This window comes from Butyrivibrio sp. INlla14 (genome assembly GCF_900102515.1).
Taxonomy (GTDB): domain Bacteria; phylum Bacillota; class Clostridia; order Lachnospirales; family Lachnospiraceae; genus Butyrivibrio.
The window spans coordinates 1-23938 of record NZ_FMVS01000021.1 but is presented as its reverse complement, the minus strand read 5'-3'; the positions used below and the strand labels follow the sequence as shown (position 1 = coordinate 23938).

General features: G+C 41.4%; 20 protein-coding genes. 1 reads left to right on the top strand and 19 read right to left on the bottom strand.

The features are described from left to right. The 19 genes from BLO53_RS13350 to BLO53_RS13260 all read right to left on the bottom strand — a co-directional run bounded on the left by BLO53_RS13350 (position 1) and on the right by BLO53_RS13260 (position 22221). Positions 1-441, bottom strand: coding sequence for a hypothetical protein (locus tag BLO53_RS13350; RefSeq protein WP_092062610.1), 441 nt, complete (start codon positions 439-441; stop codon positions 1-3). Between the two features lie 746 nt (positions 442-1187). After that, on the bottom strand, positions 1188-2114 hold the full coding sequence (locus tag BLO53_RS13345) for a hypothetical protein (RefSeq protein WP_143003249.1): 927 nt from the start codon (positions 2112-2114) through the stop codon (positions 1188-1190). Beyond that, positions 2107-2604: an RNA polymerase sigma factor gene (locus tag BLO53_RS13340; RefSeq protein ID WP_092062603.1), complete on the bottom strand. Its 498-nt coding sequence runs from the start codon at positions 2602-2604 to the stop codon at positions 2107-2109. The genes BLO53_RS13345 and BLO53_RS13340 overlap by 8 nt, the downstream gene beginning before the upstream one ends. 138 nt (positions 2605-2742) lie before the next feature. Continuing rightward, entirely contained in the window at positions 2743-4413 is a 1671-nt protein-coding gene (locus BLO53_RS13335) for a vWA domain-containing protein (RefSeq protein ID WP_242875378.1), read from the bottom strand. A 209-nt stretch (positions 4414-4622) separates the two neighbouring features. Continuing rightward, positions 4623-6281, bottom strand: a complete 1659-nt coding sequence (locus BLO53_RS13330; protein WP_092062596.1) for a nucleoside kinase — start codon at positions 6279-6281, stop codon at positions 4623-4625. Positions 6282-6347: 66 nt separating this feature from the next. Then, complete coding sequence (locus BLO53_RS13325) at positions 6348-7265, bottom strand: class I SAM-dependent methyltransferase (RefSeq protein ID WP_092062593.1); 918 nt, start codon at positions 7263-7265, stop codon at positions 6348-6350. A gap of 2 nt (positions 7266-7267) precedes the next feature. Beyond that, a complete protein-coding gene (gene rpoD / locus BLO53_RS13320) occupies positions 7268-8482 on the bottom strand; it encodes an RNA polymerase sigma factor RpoD (protein ID WP_176757286.1) in 1215 nt (404 codons plus the stop codon). 439 nt (positions 8483-8921) lie between these two features. Then, positions 8922-10700: a DNA primase gene (dnaG, locus tag BLO53_RS13315; RefSeq protein ID WP_092062590.1), complete on the bottom strand. Its 1779-nt coding sequence runs from the start codon at positions 10698-10700 to the stop codon at positions 8922-8924. Positions 10701-10703: 3 nt separating this feature from the next. Beyond that, positions 10704-11711 (bottom strand): deoxyguanosinetriphosphate triphosphohydrolase, encoded by a 1008-nt coding sequence (locus tag BLO53_RS13310; protein WP_092062586.1) that lies wholly within the window; start codon positions 11709-11711, stop codon positions 10704-10706. Positions 11712-11870: 159 nt separating this feature from the next. Then, positions 11871-12176 (bottom strand): hypothetical protein, encoded by a 306-nt coding sequence (locus BLO53_RS13305; protein ID WP_092062583.1) that lies wholly within the window; start codon positions 12174-12176, stop codon positions 11871-11873. A 2-nt stretch (positions 12177-12178) separates the two neighbouring features. Next, positions 12179-12637 (bottom strand): DUF6465 family protein, encoded by a 459-nt coding sequence (locus BLO53_RS13300; protein WP_092062580.1) that lies wholly within the window; start codon positions 12635-12637, stop codon positions 12179-12181. Between the two features lie 28 nt (positions 12638-12665). Continuing rightward, entirely contained in the window at positions 12666-16529 is a 3864-nt protein-coding gene (locus tag BLO53_RS13295) for a SpaA isopeptide-forming pilin-related protein (RefSeq protein WP_092062577.1), read from the bottom strand. A gap of 29 nt (positions 16530-16558) precedes the next feature. After that, positions 16559-17002: a hypothetical protein gene (locus BLO53_RS13290; protein ID WP_092062574.1), complete on the bottom strand. Its 444-nt coding sequence runs from the start codon at positions 17000-17002 to the stop codon at positions 16559-16561. 226 nt (positions 17003-17228) lie between these two features. Continuing rightward, positions 17229-18926 (bottom strand): RsiV family protein, encoded by a 1698-nt coding sequence (locus BLO53_RS13285; protein WP_092062571.1) that lies wholly within the window; start codon positions 18924-18926, stop codon positions 17229-17231. Positions 18927-19044: 118 nt separating this feature from the next. Beyond that, the gene (locus BLO53_RS13280; RefSeq protein ID WP_092062568.1) at positions 19045-19704 is read right to left on the bottom strand and encodes a flavin reductase family protein; all 660 of its coding nucleotides are present in this window, start codon (positions 19702-19704) and stop codon (positions 19045-19047) included. A gap of 9 nt (positions 19705-19713) precedes the next feature. Next, complete coding sequence (locus BLO53_RS19670; RefSeq protein ID WP_242875377.1) at positions 19714-19929, bottom strand: hypothetical protein; 216 nt, start codon at positions 19927-19929, stop codon at positions 19714-19716. Then, the gene (locus BLO53_RS13270) at positions 19916-20800 is read right to left on the bottom strand and encodes a S66 family peptidase (protein ID WP_092062565.1); all 885 of its coding nucleotides are present in this window, start codon (positions 20798-20800) and stop codon (positions 19916-19918) included. Before BLO53_RS13270 ends, BLO53_RS19670 begins: the two co-directional genes overlap by 14 nt. Before the next feature lie 29 nt (positions 20801-20829). After that, positions 20830-21705, bottom strand: a complete 876-nt coding sequence (locus BLO53_RS13265; protein ID WP_176757282.1) for an NAD-dependent epimerase/dehydratase family protein — start codon at positions 21703-21705, stop codon at positions 20830-20832. Between the two features lie 48 nt (positions 21706-21753). Then, a complete protein-coding gene (locus BLO53_RS13260; protein WP_092062559.1) occupies positions 21754-22221 on the bottom strand; it encodes a hypothetical protein in 468 nt (155 codons plus the stop codon). 244 nt (positions 22222-22465) lie between these two features. Between BLO53_RS13260 and BLO53_RS13255 the strand changes: the two genes are divergently transcribed. Then, positions 22466-23905: an IS5 family transposase gene (locus tag BLO53_RS13255; protein WP_092062556.1), complete on the top strand. Its 1440-nt coding sequence runs from the start codon at positions 22466-22468 to the stop codon at positions 23903-23905. The last annotated feature ends 33 nt before the right edge of the window (positions 23906-23938 follow it).

The window sequence follows — 23938 nt, the reverse complement described above, 5'->3', positions numbered from 1 at the left end:
TTATTTTTCATATGTATTTTTATTTCCCGGATGCAATCTAAGCCATTCCTCAACTGTTATTTCCACAGTAGGTACTACAGGATTGATCAGTTTTTTTCTTCCGATTGGAAGATTATCATATAAAGCAGACAACTTCCCAATATCATATTTCTTATTAAACTTGTCCAGTCGATTTATCATATCTAAAAGCTCCCTATGAATTTTCTCATCATAATCACGTTGAACAAGCTTTTGTATTTTACTGATTTCGTACTTTGGAATATATCTTTCTATATCTTCGCCTTCTTTCTTAAAATGATACTGGGCCGAGCCATGGCACATGCAAACTCTTATATTTCCCTTTTCCACACCCTTGTAGTCTTTTAACCTGCTAGAAATCTTCTTTTCAAGAGCAGTCAGTTCTTTTAACTGCGCCTCTAATTCTGTTTTGTAATTTATCATAATTATCCTTTCAATCTTTTATGTGTATTCTGCTTAATCTGAACAAGATATCTTATGCCTCTCTTTTACTTTGTGTCTCTTTTGTTATGAACAAATGGCTGTTCATCTCTTTTATTTTCTATCTCCTTTGTTCTGAACAAAATGGCTGTTCATCTCTTTTATTTTCTATCTCCTTTGTTCTGAACAAAATGGCTGTTCATCTCTTTTATTTTGTATCTCTTTTTTTCTGAATATAATTAGCTTTTTACATCTTTTATAGCGCTTTCAGAAATCAGGACACGTCAATTTTTTTGCAATACATCCCACTTTCTCTTTTGGGATTTCTGGTTGTAACATCACAACCATTTTGGGTTTTAACAGTCAATTACCATCTTGGTTTTTACAGCTTTTATTTACTTTCTTAAACAATAGATGTATGGCGCCATAAATAAAAAGCAAGTTATTCAGTTTTTCATCATACGTCTTACAACTTTTTAACAAATATTGGAATTCTAGATGTAGCCAAAGATTTTGGCTTCATCTCTTTTGAAAAAAATAGATATTCAGATGTAATTTCTAAATTATTCCACAAACAACAGACTAAATATTAACTCTTCAGTCCCAAAATGTAAATAGTAATGATCAGCCGTCGCTTCGAAAAGCAAATAGTAATAATCAGAATCAGCCGTCGCTCTAAATAAAAACAAGTGCAATAAAATCCCTCCATTACAATTTCCTAGTAATGAAGGGATTTCTTTCACTTATCATCAAAATGCAAGTATATTGTTCATAAGTTCTGTCATTTCATCAAGATTGATCTTCTCTGCGCTATCAAGAGAATAATCTATTCCATCTACTGTCCAGAAGGCTCTATTATAGCCATCTTCTGTGCCGCTTACCTTAATTTCCACATTGCCAGCTGTGATAGTGTCAACAACTGCTCTATCAGAGCCGTCCTTTTTACTGTCACTTTCAGCCTGTGCACTACCTGCAATAGATTGGGGCTCAGAAGTCTGTGGTGCCGCTTCAATTGCTATATTGGGTTTTGAAGTTTCTTTTGCTGTCCCACTCACAGCCTCTGATTCTGCAACATTTCCGTCTGGCGCCTGAGTTTCAGCAGTACCTGCATCTTCGCCAACAGATTTTTTCTGAGTTATTGTAATAGCATTACCAGAAACATCATATACAATAGTAGCATCTGTGCCATTATCAAGGTAGTAATCAACCTCTGATGACACACTGCTCAAATACTCGATTTCTGTGAAGTCAGTACCTGTTGCCTCAGCCATTTTCTCTACTGACTCGTACTTGACCCAGCTGTTCTTGATAAATTCAGATTCCTTGTTGTGCAGATCCGCGGCAGCCTCATGTGTCAACTCCTGAGCTTTCTCAGATAAGCTGCTCCCTGTTTGCTTGCCGATAGTCTCACTTTTATCAAATACAGCAGCTGCTCCTATAAAAAGAACTACTGCAGCCGCAGCAACTCCAATATATCTGGTAAAAGAGTATACTGATTTCTTCCTGTTCTCTGCCCTCTTCGAAAATTCAATAGGGGTCTCTACCTTGTTCTCCAAGGTATCTTCATCAGTAGTATTGTCCTCTGAAAATTCATTCGCAATATTCTGAAGAATTCTGCTGCGCATTTCTTCAGTAACTTCTATTTTGTCCATTACTTCATTATATTTATTACTCAAAGTCATACGCCTCCTTCAAAATAGCCCTAAGTTTGTCTCGCCCTCGTTTGAGGTCTGATCGTACTGTCGATTCATTTCTGCCTAATATCTCCGCAATTTCCTTGGTTGCATATCCTTCCTGATAAAAAAGATGCACTACTTCGCGATACTTCTCAGGCAACTGCTTGACCGCTTCCCAAACATAAGCCAGATCCTCTTTGCCAGCTTCTGATACAAGCTCCTCCGACAATTCATCAGTCTGCCTGCGCTTTAAATAAAGTATCTTGTTCTTACTAAGATTAGAAGCAACTGTTATAAGCCACGCTTTCTCATGAGAGTCATTGGCAAAGGTCGGATCATTTCTCAAAAACTGAATAAGTGTGTCCTGCAAAATATCCTCCGCATCCTCCATATTATGTAAGTAAGAGTACGCAACTCGTAATATCATATTTCCATATTTATCCATTAACACTGCTGCCCGATCAGCAGCAGAGACTTTCTCTGTTCCCATATTTCCTCCGTAAAGCGCTTATATTACACGCATATTTTTCCAAAATAACACATGTAGTATACCATGCCTTACGGAGTTTTGAAATAAGGAAAGTTTCTTACATATCGTGCAAGCTAATTCAACTTTAGCCGCTTGAAATTATCCATTCTCATTTAATGTATCAACAAGAGCATAGAACTCATCCTGATATTCATCAGTTTCCTCAAGTTCCTCATATACTTCGAGAATATCCTCAAGGCTTGCTGAGCCCTTGTTCTCTGAATCTGTGAGGATAAGGGCAAATTCTGCTACTGAACTTGCAAACCTGAAATTCTCAGAAGGATTACTTGTAACTGACTCATTTCCAACTACAACACTAACAAGCTCTGACTTATCTGCGTCGATTTCCTTGTAACGAACACTAACTGTTGCAAGTTCATCAGAGTAATCACTCTCTTTCTTCTGCTCGCCGCCCTGATACTTAAGGCTAATAGCCTTTGCAGAATCTGTAGGGATGATTTCGTAAAGAGCAACTACCTCATGACCTGCGCCAATCTCGCCGCCGTCTTTGGAATCATCGTTGAAATCCACATCCGCCATTACTCTGTTCTCATAACCTATCAGTTTATAAGCATTTACATTCTCAGGATTAAACTCAACCTGAAGCTTAACGTCCTTAGCTACTGTGTAGAGAGTTGATGTCATCTCGTCAACTAAAACCTTCTTGCCCTCTGAAAGAGAATCAATATAGGAATAGTTACCATTTCCGCAGTCAGCAAGTTTTTCCATCTTGTCGTCTTTATAATTGCCATTTCCAAAGCCAAGAACTGAGAGGAAAACGCCATCATCTTTTTTCTCTGTAATAAATGCTTCAAGATCTTCAAGACTAGAAATACCAACGTTAAGGTCTCCGTCAGTAGCCATGATCACTCTGTTGTTTCCGCCCTCTATAAAATTCTCAAGTGCAATTTCATAAGCCTTCTGCATACCTGCCTGACCATTTGTTGAGCCATGGGCTGAGAGCTTTTTGATTTCTCTCTTGATCTTCTTTTTATTCTTCATGCTCTCTCCAGAGAGAATGACCTTTTCCTCACCCGAATATGTTACTACTGAAATAGTACCCTCATCAGGAAGTGCATCCACAAGCTCTGTCATAGACTTTTTAAGAAGTGGAAGCTTATTCTCGCTATTCATTGAGCCAGATACATCGATAAGAAATACCAAATTGCTGACAGGCACTTCGTTTTTGTCTATTTCTGCTGTCTTCATTCCAACGAACATCAGCTGATTATCTTCATTCCATGGGCATGTAGAAACTTCTGTAGTAAAAGCAAATTTCTCGCCATCCTCAGGGTATTCAAGATCATAGTTAAAATAGTTTATGAATTCCTCTGGCCTTACAGCATCAGGATTTATGTCGCTGACACTGTAACCATCCTGGATCATTCTGCGGACATTTGAATAGGAAGCTGTGTCCACATCTGCCGCAAAAGTTGAAAGCGGCTGAGTCTGCACAAGACAAAAGCCGTTTTCTTCAGGCTTAGTGTAGGACTCATTTTCATTTCCAATTGTTGGATCACTCCACTTCTCCTCATTGGTAGTTGTTGTCTCAGTCTTTGAATTAGACTGAGAACTACTTTTTTTATCTCCCTTTGAGGAAGATGCTGGAGCTGCGTCATATGAAGCACTTGATTCTGTAGCTTCATAAGTGGTTGTTGTGGTAGTAGTTGTCGTAGTTTCAGTGTAATGACCACCTCCACAACCTGTCAGGGTCCCCGCAAGGAGCGATGAACCAATTAGTAGTGACAAACTTCTTGCTTTCTTTTTCATAATTTTTCCCTCCAAAGTGTACCAGCAAGTTGCTGGTTTTCATTCACCTTCTACTAGGGAAACATAAGAAAAAAAATATATGTTGCAAAAACGGCAAAAAAAATTCGCCAGATTTTTTATTCTGGCGAATTTCCTATTATGTCACTTATTTTTTCCTGCAACTTAAATGGTCTAAATAATAGTAAGCACTGTTTCTTGCAAGAAAAAGCTTATACCTTAAAGCAGCTTCCACCAACAAACTCCCTGCATATAGAATTTCTTGGAAGGAATGAGCTGTCTACGCTCACAAAGTAGTCAAGGAACTTAAGAAGCCTTTTGGCCTCATAGTACTCAGGCTCATCTTTGCCTATATTGAAAAGCAGCGGCTCGGCAAAAGGCTTTATAACCGCAAGCTCATAAATCTGTGCTGAGTTAAACATCTCATCTGCCTCTTCCTGGAATGGGAAGATATTGGCTTCTTCTCCTGCCCTTACTGATCCCCACATACTGATAGTTCTCTTGGCAGAAGCCCCTCTGGTCCTGGCATCTCTTACAATTCTTCTAAGGAGACGACCATCTGTTGTAGGAATTCTGTTGTGGTTATCAATGCTAAGAGTTGTCAGAGCACTGATATAAATCTTAAACTTGGACTCAGCAGGAAGAGCATAGCTCATTTTCTCATTAAGTCCGTGAATACCCTCGATAACAAGAATGTCGTTCTTGCCAAGCTGCAGATACTCTCCATTCATTTCTCTTTTACCAGTAATAAAGTTGAACTCTGGCATTTCGACTCTCTCACCGTTAAGAAGTCTTGTCATGTCCTTGTTGAACTGCTCAACGTCAAGAGCCTCAAGGCATTCAAAGTTATAACTTCCATCAGGATTAAGAGGAGTCTTCTCTCTGTCAACAAAATAGTTATCAAGGCTTATAGGATGTGGGACAAGTCCAAAAGCCCTCAGCTGTATGGATAATCTGTTTGCAAAACTGGTCTTGCCAGAAGAGCTTGGGCCAGCGATCATAACGAATTTAACATCAATTCTCTTAAAGATTTTCCTTGCTATATCTGCGATACGGCTCTCCTGAAGTGCCTCCTGAACCAGCATCATCTCATTGATCCTGCCCTCGCAGATCATGTTGTTAAGATCTCCAACATTATCAATGCCCATCATGCTGCCCCAATCTGCAGAAAGCATCATGGTCTCAAAGAGCTTCTCTCTTGGCTCAGAGACAATGACCTTCTTGGGCTCCGCCTTGGTAGGAAGGGTAAAGAGAAGTCCTCCATGATAGCAGTCAACCTGGAAATTCTCAATATATGAGGTGTTTGGAAGCATGTAACCATAGAAGTAGTCGTACAGATCATCAAGCTTGTAAATATTGATCTCAGAACTTCTTCTATATTTTAAAAGAGCTACCTTATCATCCATGCCCTGCTTGGCAAAAAGCTCCACAGCATCGTCAAGTGGATAAACCTTTTTAGTAATAGGAATCTTGGCATCAATAAGTTCCTGGATCCTGTCTGAAACCTTCTTGGCAAAGGCCTCATCAACCTTGTCATCGCCCATTCCCTTTAAGGTGCAGTAATAGCCATTTCCCACAGTAAATTCAACTCGTGTCTTAAGCTTTTTGTCACCACCCACATCGCGAACAGCCTTGATCAGCATCATGACTGCCGTTCTGCGCATAGTCTTGTAACCTATAGTATCAGCAAAGGTGATAAAAGAAAGCTCGCCGTCTTTTTTGACAGTCTTCATAAGCTCTCTTATCTTGCCATTAAAAAGAACTGCCGCAATCCTGTACTCATATTCTCCCTGATGTTCCCTTGCTATATCTTCAAATGTAACGCCCTTATCATATTCTTTTGTAATACCATTAATAGTAATCTTTGCCATAAGGATTTCCCCTTTTCGCATATATTATTTATGACGCTTTGCAAGAAACCTGTATTCTGAAAAATCTCATCGATACAGCAAAAGCGCACTTTCTATCTCAAGAAGGTCCTTTTTTAGTTCCTCTGCCCTCTCTAAATGTCCCTTATCTTCTAAGGTCTTCAAGATGGACTCAGATACCTCTTTTCCGTGCTCGAGATAGTTTTTTAAGATTTCATCCTTTTTTAGGATATTTATTTCTCCAAATCTGTCACAGATGTGTCTTGCCACGGTCTCATCGCAGGAAGTCTTATCCACAAGAAGAGTCATAGCTTCATGAAGATAGTCATGTATTCTTCCATGCCTGTCTGCGGCAAGGCTCTCATCGCCAAATACAACCCTCATCGGGAAGTAGAACTTACCATCATCCAAAAGAACTTTCTCATCGGCAATGATATATCCTTTATCCCTAAGGTATGCCCTGAACTCATCAAGATCTGACTGCGGCTGGAGGATTCCCTGGCTGATACCAAGCATCCCAGGATCTCCTTCCTCCAAAATACGCATCATGAGCTTGCCGCCCATTCCAGCGACTATAAGGGCATTGGCTTCGCCGCTGGATAATTCTTTTAACCCATCTGAGAGTCTGGTCTTTATCAAGTCCTCAAGTCCATATTCCCTGATGTTATCATAAGCTCCAGTTAGAGGCCCTTTCCTGACATCCATAGCTATGGCACCCTTTGCGATGCCGCTCTGCAAAAGATATATTGACACATATCCATGATCACAGCCAACGTCAGCAACCACAAGACCCTTCTCTGCACAAGAATCGCCTTTATCAAAATCGCCAGTAACAGAATCTCCTGTATCCAAACCGGCAGTAACAGAATTTCCTGCCTCAACGCCTCTAAGCATCTCAGCTATAGTGATAAGCCTCTTTGACATTTTGCCAGCAACGCTTATCTGTGTCATATTCTCGCCTATGTTCTCAGTGTTATTTCTTTTCATGATCAATCAAGATAATCCTTGAGCTTGCGGCTGCGGCTAGGGTGACGAAGCTTTCTAAGAGCCTTAGCTTCGATCTGACGGATACGCTCACGGGTTACGTTAAATTCCTTACCTACTTCTTCCAGAGTTCTTGCTCTTCCATCATCAAGACCAAAACGGAGTCTTAGAACCTTCTGCTCACGCTCTGTAAGAGTTCCAAGAACCTCTACCAGCTGTTCCTTTAACAGTGTGAATGCTGCAGCATCAGCTGGTACAGGAACGTTATCATCCTGAATGAAATCACCAAGATGGCTATCTTCCTCTTCACCGATAGGTGTCTCAAGTGATACTGGTTCCTGAGAAATCTTGAGGATCTCACGAACACGCTCTACAGGCATATTCATCTCTTTTGCAACCTCTTCTGGAAGTGGCTCACGGCCAAGCTCCTGGAGAAGCTGACGGCTCACGCGGATGAGCTTGTTGATGGTCTCAACCATATGTACAGGAATACGGATAGTTCTGGCCTGGTCAGCAATAGCTCTTGTGATAGCCTGTCTGATCCACCATGTAGCGTATGTAGAGAACTTGAAGCCCTTACGGAAATCAAACTTCTCAACTGCCTTGATAAGACCAAGGTTACCTTCCTGGATAAGATCAAGGAAGAGCATTCCTCTACCAACATATCTCTTTGCAATACTTACAACAAGACGAAGGTTAGCTTCTGCAAGGCGCTTCTTGGCCTCTTCGCCTTCATAAATGATTGCATTGAGTTCTTTCTTTCTGGCATCTGAAAGCTTGTTCTTGCCCTCGTCCTCAGCCAGCTCTTTTTCTGCATCGATTCCAGCTTCCATTGCCTTGGCAAGGTCAATTTCCTGATCAGCTGTAAGAAGAGGCACCTTACCTATTTCCTTGAGGTACATTCTGACAGGATCTTCAATGCTGATTCCATCTGGCACTGAAAGATCGATGTTCTCCATATCTACTTCTTCGTCATCATCTCCAAGAAGCATGTCCTCATCTTCTGGAAGGTCATCAATATCTTCCTCAGATACTCTAAGAACATCAATTCCGGAATTCTCAAGAACCTCAAGAACATTGTCAAACTGATCCTCGTTGAGGTTGAGTTCTGCAAAGAAATCGCTTATCTCTGCATACTCAAGAACGTTTTTCTTCTTCTTGGCAAGTGCAAGGATATCCTTGACCTTCTGAGCAAAGAGCTCTTTTGTGGCCTCATCGATCTCACCATCATCAGAAGATGGTGTTTCCTCTGCCTTGGCTGCCTTCTTGGTAGTCTTCTTGGCCTTTACTTCTTCCTTGGGAGCTTCGGCCTCTGCTGCCTTCTTGCCTCTCTTTGCAGTCTTCTTTTCTACTACAGCCTCTTCTACTACTTCTTCCTCAGCTGCCTTCTTGGTCTTTTTAGCCTTAGTGGGCTCATCTGTTACGATCACTACCTTCTTGGTAGTTTTCTTTGCAGTCTTTTTCTCTGGCTCTGCCTTCTCAGTTTCCTTCTTGGCAGTTTCCTTCTTGGTTGTAGCCTTCTTGGCTGTCTCCTTGGATTCTGCCTCCTTGGCAGTTGTCTTCTTAGTAGTAGCCTTTACAGTCTTCTTAGTCTCTGTTTCCTTGCTTGCAACTTCCTTCTTTGCCATTTTATTCTATCTTCCTTTTCTATTAGTTTACTTAATCATCTGGAGAAATATTGGCATGAGCCAGTTTCTCCAACTCTTTTTTGCCCTGGATGGTCTTGGTTAAAAACTCCGGATCATCAGGCTTTAGTTCTCTCTTTTGCCTGTCATATCCTGCCTGCCTTACGCCCAGGATAATGTCTCTAAAGGCCTTGCGCCTCTGATCCTTGGTTTCAATATCCACCAGGTTTGTGTTAAACATCTCTGCCACCTGACTATACTGTTCCTCCTCTGTAAAGTGGTCCAGTATTGCCGCCGGTGAAAAATTGCCATTTTCCATTCCGGAAAAGACCTCTTTTGCTACTTCTCTGTACAGATCATCAGCGAAGTCCTGCGGTTTAACATATGCCTTGACTTTCGGAAATATCGAGGGCTCATCCGATAGCCATGTAAGGAGAAGTCTCTGGTTCTTTCTGGCTCCGTCCTCTGGCCCCGTTTTCTTTTGTATCCCTGATTCCGGTCGTCTGGCTGGCCTTACCATTCCCGCCTTGGCCGCAAAAGATGCTACCAGTTGCTTTAAATCTGCTACAGCTATGTTGTACCTTGCTGCCACAGCCTCTATGTAATTGTCCCTTTCAAGAGCTTCCTCAAACTCGCATAATTTCTGGGCCACTTCCTTGTAAAACTCGGTTTTGTCCTCAGGATCAGCCATGTTATGACGGCTCTCCATTATCCGGACCTCGAAAAAGAAAGTGTTCTCAGCTCTTCTGATTCGCTCCTCAAAGGCTTCCCTGCCTTCATTCTTGATAAATTCATCAGGATCCTTGTGGGGCCTAAGGTCTAAGACCTTGCCCTTAAGTCCTGCCTCCTTGAGAATGCCTATTCCCCTGAGGGCTGCCTTGGTTCCCGCTTCATCACTATCATAGGACAGTATCACCTCATCGGTGTACCTCTTAAGTATCATGGCCTGTCCCGGTGTAAACGCCGTTCCAAGAGAAGCCACGGCCATATTAAAACCTGCCTGATGCATAGCTATAACATCCATGTAACCTTCACAGATTATCATGTAGCCTGCCCTTGCGTTCTTGGCATAGTTAAGGCCAAAGAGGTTTCTGCTCTTATCAAAGATAGGTGTTTCCGGCGAGTTAAGGTACTTGGGCTTGCCATCTCCCAAAACTCTTCCTCCAAAGCCTATGACCTTGTTGGAGGCATCCTGAATCGGAAACATTACTCTGTTCCAGAATTTATCATGTGTTCCATACTTCTCATCGTAGGAAGCAAGTCCTGCCTCGATTATCTGGCTGTCCTGGTATCCCAGTTTCTTTAAATGTTTGACCAGATCATCGCTTGTTACATTGGCATATCCAAGTCCAAAATGCTGCATGGTTTCATCAGTAAGTTCTCTCTTTTTGAAATATTCCATGCCCTTTTGACCGTTCTTGCCTCTTAGCTGATAGTAATAATACTTGGCAGCCTCTTTGTTGATATCAAGTAGGATCTGCCTCTTATCGCGCATGGCCTTGGCCTGCGGTGAATCGTCTTCGTCGGGAAGCTTGATGCCGGCTCTGTCTGCCAGTTGTTTAACTGCTTCCTGAAATGTTAAGTTGTCATATTTCATCAAAAAAGTTATGACATTGCCCCCGGCTCCGCAGCCAAAGCAGTAATACATCTGCTTGTGACCTGAAACGCAAAACGAACCGGATTTCTCATTGTGGAAAGGACACAGGCCAAAATGATTGGCGCCTTTTTTCTGAAGGTGGACATACTGCCCTATCACATCAACAATGTCATTCCTGCTGCGGACTTCTTCGATGATCTCGTCCGAATATCGCATAAATTATAAAACTCCCCATGCCCTTGGTATGTATATTTCTTCAAATACCGCCACTGCATATCTGTCAGTCATGGAGCTGACATAATCACATACAAGGCGCTCCTTGGTAGCTCCCTTGTCCATCATATCCTTGAGATATCCAGGAAGCTTATCAATATGATCAAGGTAGTAATGATAAAGAATCTTGATCATATCCTCAACCTTGCCCTCCTGCCCCTTGGCTATCGGGTTGGTATAAACTCTTTCAAACATAAATTTGCGAAGTCTGTGGAAAGCATTGTAAACCTCCTCAGACATTCTGATATCATCAGTATCCATGCTGACTGAGATAATATCATGGATAAATGTGTCTATCCACTCCCTGTTGGAATTACCGATTACCTTGGCAAGATCCCGTGGAACATCACTCTCCACCAGGATTCCGCCTCTTATGGCATCGTCCATATCGTGGTGCATATAGGCAATCTTGTCAGAGAGCCTTACTACTCTTCCCTCCAAAGTTGCAGGGCGAAGATCCATTTCATGGTTAAGAATTCCGTCTCTTACCTCCCAGGTAAGATTAAGACCCTGTCCGTAATTCTCCAAAACTTCTACAATACGAAGGCTCTGTTCATTGTGTTTAAATCCAAAGGGGCAAACCTCGTTAAGTGCTCTCTCTCCGGCATGTCCAAAAGGAGTATGTCCAAGGTCATGTCCAAGAGCTATTGCCTCTGCCAGATCCTCATTGAGTCTAAGGGCCTTGGCTATTGTTCTGGCGTTCTGAGATACCTCCAGTGTATGTGTCATACGGGTTCTGTAGTGATCACCATCTGGAGATAAAAAGACCTGTGTCTTATCTTTAAGTCTTCTAAAGGATTTAGAGTAGAGAATCCTGTCTCTGTCCCTCTGGAAACAAGGCCTGATATCACAAGGCTTCTCGTCCTTCTCTCTGCCCTTTGTTTCTGTGCTAAGAGTAGCATGCTTACTTAGTATCTGCTTCTCTCTTTCCTCGAGCTGTTCTCTTATTTTCATTAGCAAGTCCTCTTTATGAAACTTCCGCTATTAAGTGCCCCCACAATGTCTTGTATTTGTTCCCTGTAAAAAAGAAAACCCCACATCTACTAATATTCGACGTGGGATTCTCATTTCCTTTTTTAATTGTAAAAATTTTTTGAAAAGTTTTGTCAATTCTTATTTAGGCCAGTCTCCAGCCTCGTGCTGCTCATTAAACCATTTCACAGCCGCCTCAAGGCCTTCCTCTGAAAACTCAAAATCCTCTGATTTCATAAGGGCCGTATCTGTATGGCCATAGGCATAGGGCTCTGGCCATATAGTCGCACGAAGAGTTGCCGGTCCTCTTTTATCAACAGGTACAAAGAAGACATTTTCCAGAGGCTCTCTTGCCAGTCTGTAACGCATACCCTCGTAGCTTCCATAAAATGCCTCACCATATAGATAGTGATTAAAGTTAAAAAATGTGTGTTTATCTATTGCCATGATCAAAACTCAATTCTGCCAGTCTCTTTGTGATTGACCACATAGTAAGCGGCATTGTCAGAAGGCTTGATATAAATCTGAATCTGGTCTATATCTCCAGGCTTGTTGCCACGGCTGTAGAAATCAGCCTTAGCCCTCTCAACAAGATCAGTTGTCCTGATCTCATGATCACTGTACTGGATAAATACTTCTTCATTGCAGGCAAGACGTGCGGCCTGTCTTGTAATATTTTCTTTGGCATTCTGAGCCACCTTGGAAGCCTTCATGGCAACGGGAGTAGCTTTTTCTTTTACCATGTCGATAACTGGTTCTGCCTTGCTGATAATATCCTCAACATAGGGCTGTGCCTTGCTCTTAACATCCTCTACTACTGGCTGTGCCTTCTCAATATATGGCGCAGCTGCATCTGAAACTTCTCTTGCGATCTCTCTGATTCTTTCCTCTGGTGTCTTCTTAGCCACTGTGGTCCCTCCTAAAGAAATTTAGTAGTTATAGTTTACCCACTTTATTTCTTTTAGTCAAAATAAGTCCAAGACAAATTACTGCAACTATGATAACCACTACAGAACCTGCCATGCTCCTGTCACCTGTAGCGCTTCTTCTTGCGCCAAGTACTGCTGGAATATTGCCGTTTCCAGGAGTTCTTCTGGCACCAAGAACCTGTGGAATATCAGTTGATGGAATAGTTGTGGTGATTGTTTCTGTAACAACTGTGTTACCTGTAGGTGGCTCTGGTGTAGGATCATCTGGGACATCAGGAATCAGATCATTTTCTACGACAGCGCCATAGGTTGATCCTGTCTCTGATGTATTTATGTCATACTCCACAAGTCCGCTTATTCCATTTGCTGAAAGATATGCCTTAATAGAATCGGCATTCTCACTATATTTTTCACCCTTAAATACTATGTAGTGCTTGGTATCGTCAAGCTTGTATCCATTAGGAGCTGATGTTTCCTGGTAATAATACAGGTTGTCAAAAATAAGAGAATCATATTTTCCATCTTTTTCAAACTTAACAACACCGTTTGAATCAGAAGCTGCTGTTGCTACCACTTCCTCTTTTCCATTGGAAACATCAATTCTAACTAGTCTAAATACTGCACCCTGAAGTCCCACAAGGCTGTTACCTGTGGAAACCTTGGTGATCTTGATAACGCCCTTATCACTTGTAATGTCAGCTTGAGCATTTTCTATGATGTAAGACTCCTTAACGCCTGTAGAAATTGTGCCCTCGCCGATGAGAGTAGCTGTGTTACCAACTGTAACCTGCTTCTTGCCATCTCCTACATCAACAGCATCCTTGGAATCTGGAATTACTGTGTACTTTACAACAAAGGCCTTGTTGTCTGGAATTGTAATAGCAAAAGATCTGCTATCATCCGAAACCTCTATCTTGCTAATATCAAGCTGATACTCAGCACCAATCTTGTCCTCTTTAGAAGGATCATAGTTGTAAATCTTAAGAGTGCCCGCTTCGTAAACGCCGCCTTCAAGCTTATCTGTAAGCTTAATCTCTTCTCTGTCTGAGAAGATATCTGTTCCAAGCTCATTTACAACAACTGAATACTCAACGTGGCCCGTCTCTTCATTAAGATTAGCCTTTTTCTCAAGAAGTGTAATGGTATCCTGACTTCCTCCGTTTGCCATTCCACTTGCATTGCCTACCTGCCCAAAAGCTTCATTGTCAAAAGATAAAGTGATCTTGCCACTACCGCCCTTCTTGATAAGGCTCTTTATATATGTGTCTGCAACTTTAGTCTTAAATGAAACAGTGTAGTACTCTGCTTCCCAGTCAAAGTTCCAGGTAAGTGTTTCCCTGTTATCTTCCCTGGTAACTGTTGGCTCCAAGGAAATACCATCTGCTGCATCAGCCTTTGTTATAAGAGCTGAACCCTCTACGTACTCAAGTCCCTCTGGAAGCTTATCTGTTACTGTTGCCTTGCTGCCAGAAACAAGTGTGGTGCTCTGTCCAAGGTCGTTCTTGTTGACCTTTATATTCCAAGGAATAAGATAATTGCCAGATGCAGTGTCGTAGCTTCCTGGCATAGCTGTTTTATCCATTGGAAGGCCATCTGTTGAAAATTCGTATGCTTTTGGTTCGGCATCCATCACAGTCTTATCGATCTTAAGTGACGCATTATTTGTAAAGCGAATTGTGCTTCCGCTTGGGAAAGAATGGCCATCCTTATTACCATAATAGTCCTGAGTGCTATAGTAGATAACATACATACCTGCTGGAAGTTTATCTGCTGTTAATGTGTATGAGCTGCCATCTTCACTAAATGTTACCTTAAAGCCTGTTACTTCTGTCTTGGTTGTACTATCACTGCCAAGTCTGTATAACTTGATGCTGTCCTCAATCATGTAGGCGCCAACTGTCTTGCCGCCAATAAGAGCCACCTCAGGACTTATTGTATCTGTAATAACAACATTATTTGAGTCTCTGCCTTCAGTAGTAAAGACAGTTTCCCAGTTAACAAGGCCTGCATCTGAACGCTCGCCAAGCATATCCTTGTAAATTGAGGCAAAGAATACGCCAAAATAGTCATTTGAAGCCTCCGCACCAGCTATGAACTCATCTCCTCTATAGATAGATGCCTTATTGTTGTACTTGGTCTTCTCTTTTGTTGGATAGTCCTTCTTGTCACCTTTAATCTTTGTATTGTAGAAAATTCTGTAATAGGCAACTGGAATATCTTTTGTAAACTTGATAGTGAACTTATTACCATCAAATACAATAAGGTTTCTAAGTTCCGGGCAGTCTGCCCATGTCATCTGGTCATAAGAAATCTTTACTTCAAAAGATTCCTTAATATACTCCATTCTGTCGTCAACTTCATCAACGAAAGTATAACCAGAAAGATTGTGTGGTACAGAGCCTCCGTTAATATATATCTGCCACTGGGCAATACCATCAGGAGTTACTCCACCAGGATTTGATCTGTTTGTACCAAACTTTGAAAGCCATTTGCTCTCACTCTGTGTAGCATAGCTATCTACAGAATGAGTATTAGAACCCTGCCAGCTCCAACTAGCCTTATTGCTGTTCTTATGCTCAGCTATGATCTGTTCTGCAGTCTTGCCGGAAGTATTGTAGTCGTCAATAGCTCTTACCTGATAGTAGAGAGTATATTTACCCGCTGGCACATCTCCTGCATGAACAACTAACTTATGAGGTGATTGTTTTTCAAACTGGATGTGAGCAAGAACTGTGGATTCATTATTGAGGTTCCATCTTCCTGTAAACTCAAGGTTATCTCCAAGTTCATCTGTGATCACAAAATCTTTTACATCACTACTTACTGTGAACTTTACGCTAAACCAGGCTGTACCATTCTTTATGGCAACAGGCTTTTTGTAAGCTGTAATAACAGGATTCTCGATATTAACCTCTATCTCATCTCCATTGGAGAACACAACCTTGATAGGTGTCTTGTCTTCAATAGTCTCAGCATCAAACTTGCAGCTAAGGCTAACGCTTCCCTTAAGCCCGTTTGGCTTATTAACTACGTTTTCCGGAGCAATGCTAAATCTCATAACGTTGTCAGAACCAACAACTGCTGTTCCTATATTCCTGCCATCCTCATATACAGGAATCTCACTACCTGCTGCCTTTGAAAAATCAAGGCTTGCTGGAAGAGTATATACAAACTTTCCATCAGGAATAAGTTCTGGCTTAAAGATTTCAAAATCAAATCCAATAGAAAACTCTTTGCTGATATCAGTAATTGTTCCTGGCAGGTGATTAGTTACTTTGGCAAAAGAACTATCGCTTAAGTCAGGAGTAGTCTCTGGTGCAGGAGTTTGAGCCAGCATAGTTCCTAAAAGCTCTGCCTTCTCCTCATCTGTCAGATTATCTAAATTCTCTTGGTCTGACAGATCAAGCTCTGTAAGCTCGTCTGAGCTGGCTTCTGAAGCAGCCTCTGATGACTCCTTAGAAGTTTCCTCTGCTGCATCTTCTGTATCAGCCTTCTGGCCTTTCTCTACAGCTTCTGAAGTTCCAGACTGGGCATCTGCTTCCTCTATTGTTGAGCCTGTGGCAGCTGAACTTGCATTGGTTTCTGTGCCTGCGCCAATCTCTGTATCTGTTCCCTGTTCGCCGGAGTCGCCCCCAACTTCTGTCTCATCCAGTGAGACAGTTTCTGCATTCTGGTTCAGACTCGCTATCATACTCTCAGTTAAGGGCTCAAAAATAGAAGCTTCCTGAGAAGCTTCTAAAGATTCAGTACTAACTGAGTATACAGCTTCCTCCCCATCTGCAGCAGTAGCCACCGCTGTTCCAATACTAGAAAAAGCTGTTGTAAACACAATAAGGCCTACCAGCAATTTCCTTCCCCAAAACTTTTTCATTATCTCTTTCCTCCCTTAAATTATCCCTCTTAATTGGATTTGCCAAAAAGCTTGGCTAAAGGACCTACGGCGCTTTGAAGATCCGTGATTGCCTTGTTAAGTCCTTCGAAATCTATCTCTGATATTGACTTTATTGATGATGTAAGCTTCTCGCTGTTGTCATTTAAGAGTTTGTCAAAATTACCAGCAGAATTAGATACGCTCGTAGCCATGGTATTCACATTTTCAAGTGATGTCTCGGCCTTTGTGGCCACAGTATTTATGTGAGTGAGCGTAGTAGAAACCCTGGGGATCATGACAGCAACAGCAATTATCAAAACTACCAGCATCCCCGCAATGCAACTAGTAGCAACCTTCTGATAAAAGAGCTGTTTCTTGCCAATTTTGATCAGCTCAGACAACTGATCATCAGACACTTTTTTAACTTCTGTAGTTTCAATTATGTCTTTTTCGTCTTTAAAATTTTCCTTCATAATTACCCCCTGGAATCAGAATAAAATTTCAAATGTACTTTAACATAATTTTGTCTCTCATTCAATTGCCATTATTACTAATTCTGCGCATTTTAGCTCTTTTTAGAAAACAAAAAGTGCCTTAATTGAACACACAATTAAGACACCTCTACAATGTATCAGATAAAATATTTATTTTTACATCAATGACTTAAAATAATTGGATTTTTATCCCAAGAAAGTGCCATCAAAAATCTCCGTAAACCAGATCCTCAAAGGTTTCACTCATCTTCTGGCCATTCACCTTCTGGTCATCGTCAACTTCTACTCTTACAATCCTGCAATCATCAATCCTGCAATCTGCCGTGCTTGCGTCGTTGGCCCTTATAAGATCAAACGTTGTTCCTGCTGGAATCAGCTCTTTTTCCGAAGTAAGATTTCCCTCCCCATCAACAATAGCAAATTCCATGTCTATAAGCAGCTTGGCCTTGTGTGAGCCAAAGCCTATAGCTCCCATCTCAGAAATCTGCTGTGGCATACCATCCTGACCAATCCTGCACTCAGGAAAATATCCGTAGCTTCCAAAGCCATATCCCGGCAAGCCGATCATAAATCTGTCTGGATATGTAAAGCATGGATATCCAGCAAAATCTTTATCCTGATCATCCTTATAATCAAGAGCTCCTTGTACTGTAAAGAAATTGCCCTGGCAGCTTAATTTTCCGTCAGTAACATCAAATACTGCCCATGGATTTCCCGCAGTAAAATATGGCAGTTCAACATAAATATACTCTTTGCCGGTTTCTGTCACTGCGCGGTAGCTCTTTATACCGTAACAATTGATCCAAAGCTCTGCATCAGAAGTAGCACTCTTATCGCCAAACTCAAGTGTGACTTTTGTTCCATACTCACCATCTTCTGTATCATAGGTAAGCTTATAATTCTCATCCTTACCGGCAAAAGTGATGTCACCTACTTCCACGTTGGCACAGGTAACATAGCTTGTTGGAAGGTCAGAAATATACTTGTTTTCAAAGATATCCGCATATTTGTCGTAGGAAATATCAGCCGTAAATATGCCTTCAGCGTATGAGCCTATCTCATAAGGCGCAAAGACCACCTTAAGCCCCTCGTAGTCCATGTACCAATTATATGAATAATCTGACGGACTATCTGTTGCCATTTTATAGTTTTTAAGAGCATCATCAAGAGGAATGAGCCAGTAATAGTCATACTCCATGCTATCTTCAAGTGCCTCTTTGACCACCTCTCTAAACTTGTCATCATCGCAGACAACAATGTCTGGCAGTGAAAGCTCTTTTCCTGTCTTGACATCATAGGTTTCTCCGCCCTGAGCATACTGTCCGTGGGCTCCCATCATATCCAGATAGTCAAGTTCCATCACGCTGAGAATATTGGAATCTGCTCGAGCCACAGTCAGATACCTTGCATCCTGGAAGGAACGAAATTCATCAAAGTAGCCATTATCGAGACAATTCTCAAACTCTTCTAGGGCCTCAGCTTTCTGCCTGCCGTAATCATCTTCGTAGTGACTCTGATGCTCTTTTGCCTTGTCCATGAGTGTTGTGTAAAGCTCAGGATATTCATCCTTGTATTCTTCTGTCACAAGAATTTCTTCGTTGTGCATGGAAAATATCTGATAAGGCAGTGCACCGTTATAATCCTCAGGAAGACTCTTTTCCCCATGATATCCGCTGGTTCTCTGATAAGAATAAACCTTGTAGATTGGGAGATTTCCTGAAGCTCCGACAGTATCTGCAAGCTCTTGTGTAGAAGATGCTGTAGTTTCTGCTGTCGCTTCCGCCACTTGCTCTGAATTCCCATCTGAGCCTGAATTTGCAGTTGAATCTATTCCATAATTCTTTCCTGCGCACCCTGATAATGTCAGAACTAAAATCCCCGATACAATAATAGCTTTTTTCATATTCTTTTCTCTTATACTCTTGTTTTTTCAGAATCTCACAAACCCAGTAAGAAAGGAGGTTCTGACGCCGTCCCCCTGCAAGGGAACCCCTAGGGACCCCCTCGCAATAGGAAATTTCTTAATACTCCATAACATCAATTTTCTTTTGCAGTACTCCGGCGTAATCATGTGCGGTTTTGCCTACATTTTCGGGATTGACCTGATAGTGGATGTTATATAGGATCCCGCTTTCTCCGGTTCTGTCAGGTAAATGGTTTTCATCGATATGAAGGCCGATCACCTCAAGGCAAAGCATTGCATGGTCATCACCGGAAACTATTTCCTTTTCCCATTTGAGCTTACATTCAAGATTCATGAAGCATTCCTGTACCAGTGGTGCATTAACCCAAGATGCCTTTTCTACAGTAAGCCCGGATGCTGTGATCTCGTCTTCCTCATACTGATTGTTCTTGATGGTGCTCATACAAGCGGCATGATATTCTGCCGACATGAAATTGATAACGGCTTCTTTGGTTTCAGAGATACTCGTGTATAAGTGGCCGTTTTTATTGACACTGGCAAGGATAGCATAAAACCCATTACCATGATCTGCGCTTGTAAATGTAGCCCAGGACTGCATGCAGGCATTAGGCTGACCGTTTGCCTTATATGTTGTTACAAGAAATAACGGAGATGGTACTGTAACAACAAATTCTTTCCACGAAAATCCGAAGTTACGGGAAAAATCCCCAAATGTTCCTTTCATCTGTTCCGGCATTTCTTTGTATGAATATTTCATCTTCGTACCTCACTCATCTAACATCAGTTTGCAGGCTTTAGCTTTTTTCTGAAGCCGTTCCATTTGTTCCTTTTCAATTTGCTGAATACTTATCTCCGGTGTTGGCAAATCTTCGGGCATAGTTCCACCAATCTTTTCTCGTGGAGCTACACCGCCTACTACCAAATTCCCGAACTCGGGAATTTGGTTTATAACACTGTGCCCACTGTTTTCATAGGCAATCATGGCTCGAGAAATAGTCTTCTGAAAATTCTCCCATTTGGCATAATCTAATAATTCCGCCAATAACAATAGCCTTTGAATCTCCCCCATGTCCAATTTCTGAAGTTTTAGCCACCGGCAATGTTTTTGGAATATGCTCTTTTAGCAGGTCAAATACACTTTGCGTTGCCCCCGACTTCTCATATGCAGTAAATGTTCCCAGTATGATTCCGGCTACCTGTTTATACACTCCCATCTGTTCAAGTTGTGTAAACAGAGTCGCTATTTGGCTAATTTCACCACCATATGCCTCCAATAAAAGTATTTTACCGTTCATATCAGGCCAGTACTCTGTTCCCGCAAGCTTTAGCAGACATCTGATATTTCCGCCTACAACAACTCCTTCCATCTGCTTACCCTGAAGGAAAGTATATTTAACATCAAACAATTCATTATTTTTCTTTGAAACAAACTCGGCAAATCGCTTTCTTTGGAGCTTGCCATCAGCATAAACCAGGTTCTTAATTTGATACAAAACTGAAGTTTTTCCGGTCTTTGTAAATATTGCATTGATTATAGTTGTAAGGTCACTGTATCCCCAAAAGGTTTTATTGGCAGCTGCAATCACATTCCAATCCAAGTATGTTAAAACACCATTTGCTAAATCTCCACCAGATATATCGTATATGGCATTAACAGAATCATCTTGATAAAATCGCATCAAATCCTCTGCACGTTCCTTATCTGTTCCGCTATAGCCATCTTTCTTTGCGTAGATATGCTTCGCGAACGTAGCTTCTATCCCCTGTTCATAAAGGATAGTTTCTAATTCCTCGTTCTGTTTTTCCCATTCTTTCAATTGCCCATCCGAGCATGCAGATATTCCAACTTTCATACATTACCTTCACTTTACTAATGCTATCGTTATTTTACTTTCTCTAAGCTCTTTATACGAAGATCGATTAACGGATACAGCCACTCCTTCAGCTCACGAAATCTATAACCGATTGCTTCCGCCTTTTCAGTATTAAAACTACGTGTATCTTCAAGACCATTAAAAGGAGCATTATCCCCTTGCCGGTTCATAATGGCTTTCTTACCGAGGTGTTTTTCTATGTACTCAACTATACTTGATATTTTAACTGCTTCTTTTGAACAGCCGTTTATGGGGCCAGGCACAAAATGATCAGCGAGATATGCGATAAAATCACCGGCATCTTTCTCATATATGAATGCCATCTCCTTATCAAAATCATCCACGTTCATGGCCTTTTGATCTCTAATATGTTCTATATAGAAATCCAGTCTACCGGTATAATCATTCTCGCCCATAACGACCGGGTATCTGACAAAAGAAATATTGGCAGGGCTCATGAACTCAAATACCGCTCTTTCAGCCTGCCTCTTGGTCTCCTGATAGTTCTGTATCCTGTCTATCCAGTGAAGTTCGTATTCTTCAGGTCGGAACTCATCCTCTGTGATACCAGCATGTTCTTTTGGGTAAACAGAGCATGTAGACATCTGTATATATTTGTCACATCCTACATTTTCCAAAAGTGCCTTAACATCATTGGAACTGTAAGCGATCTTATCGATTATCAGATCAAAATGCCGACCGCCCAAAGCCTCATTAACACTTGCAGAATCCATCCTATCCAAGGATACATAGTCAACAGCGCCCTCGAATTCAGGCTTGGAATTGCCTCTCGTGGCAATCGTGATTTCATGTCCATTTCTGAGCAAGGTATTAACCATAGGTATTCCAAAATATCTTGTCCCACCAACAACCAGAATTTTCATGGTCATTCTCCATTTTGAGGTTCCAAATTGGAACTTCAATACCTTTCCTTATTCAATATTGTTAAGTCCATCATATAGGTCGTTGAAGGATTTCATTGTCTTGCATCGGCCATAAGACAGTTCTTTGTTATCTCCAAACTCGAACAAAAAGCATTTCGCCATCTCCTCTACCGTCTGTTCTAATGCATTGAAGAACTGATTATAGGCAAAGTTCCATGCAGGTGTCCCCTCTTCAAAATTGCTGGTAATCAAAGATTCTGTTACCTGATCCAAGGGATACATCTTAATGTGCATTAGCTCGTGTATAATCACTTCCTCAAGATTTACCTGCTTGGGGTTTTCAATGTTTAACAGCAAAATGGCCTTCTTGTCGTCACAGTCAATCTTAAAATCTCCGGTTTTACGCCATGTTTTATCTTCCACAAATTCTAGGCTTATATCCCAATTTGGCGTGATACGAAGTTTTTTAATATATTTGTCGAATAGTGCTGATAATTGCTCTTTAGTGTATTTCATAAAAATACTTCCTTTCCATCCTGCTAATAAGTGTCATCCGTCCGAATAGTGCAATAACACCGCTGCCCTTAAATAGACAGAGATACAACTATTCTATATCCAAATTGAATAGTAATAAATAGTGCGTGCTCAACAATTAATAACCATTGATATTTACTGACTTTGCGGACAATCCGTGAGATAATAGATGCAAGGAAATCATTACTTTTGCTTCAAAAACCTTGCACTTTTCGCGGAGAATCCCATGTACAAAAAGAATCAAAATCGTCAAATAACCCTCAAGGATTTCAACCAGCCGCTTGGCTTGAAACTGAATCCTGAGAATAAATGGATAAAGAAAGCTGCCATGATCCCATGGGAAGCTATCGAAAAAGAATACGCTGACCTGTTTCCATCAGGTTGTGGAATGCCTGCAAAACCTCTGAGGATGGCTCTTGGTGCTCTTCTCATTCAGAAGAAATATGATTATTCCGACAGAGAGCTTGTAGAACAAATCCAGGAGAATCCGTATTATCAGTACTTCATCGGTCTCCCGGGATTCCAGCTAGAACAGCCATTTGCGCCATCACTGCTGGTTGAGTTTCGCAAACGCCTTACGGATGAAAAGCTTGCCGAGATCAATGAAATGATCATCAAGAACAATAAACATGACGATGGCAACACTCCATCTGATAGTAATGGAGATAACTCTGATAATCATGGCGATGCAGGCAATGATAATGATGGAACACTCATCATTGATGCCAGCTGTGCACCTCAGAATATAGCTTTTCCTCAGGATGTTAATCTCCTGAACGAAGCAAGAGAAAATCTTGAAGAGATCATCGAATCTATCTGCTATGTGTACAACCTCAAACAGCCACGGATGTACAAGAAAAATGCCAGAAAGGACTATCTTGCTCTTGCAAAGAGCAAGAAGAGGTCTTCAAAGAAGATCCGTAAGGCAATAAAGAAGCAGCTCCAGTACATACGCCGAGACAGGAATTACATCGACTGGCTTGCAAGCTATGGATACTGTCCTGATGAAAAACAGCTGGATCGCCTTGAAGTACTGGATAAGCTTGTTGAACAGCAACAGTACATGTATGACAACAAAACTCATACAGTAGAGAACAGGATTGTCAGTATATCTCAGCCATACATCAGACCTATTGTCAGAGGAAAGAGCAAGGCGCCTGTTGAGTTTGGCGCAAAGCTTGACCTAAGTGTAGAGAATGGTCTTGGCAGGATAGAAAAGATATCCTTTGAAGCTTACAACGAAAGCGAAGTACTAATTCCAGCAATAGAAAACTACTACAAGCGTAATGGACATTATCCCGAAAGAGTTCTTGCAGATAAGATTTACAGAAACAGAATCAATCTTGCGTACTGCAAGGAGCATGGAATAAGGCTTGCTGGTCCAGCTCTTGGAAGGCCTGGCAAGGATACAGTCATCGATAAGCGTACAGAGTACATTGATAGCGTAGACAGGATCGAAGTTGAGCGTAAATTTGGATTATCAAAGCACAGTCATGGACTGGGCTTGATCATGACAAAGCGCGAGGATACTACACGCAGCTCAATAGTGCTGTCGATCATCTCAATGAACCTTGATAGCCTACTAAGGCTTTCTTTGTTCCAAAAATTGATTTTGATATTTTCAAGGTACAATTGTTGTTATATTTTATGCGAAAACATCGGCTGAAAAATCAGCCGGTTGTTGAGCATACACTAAATA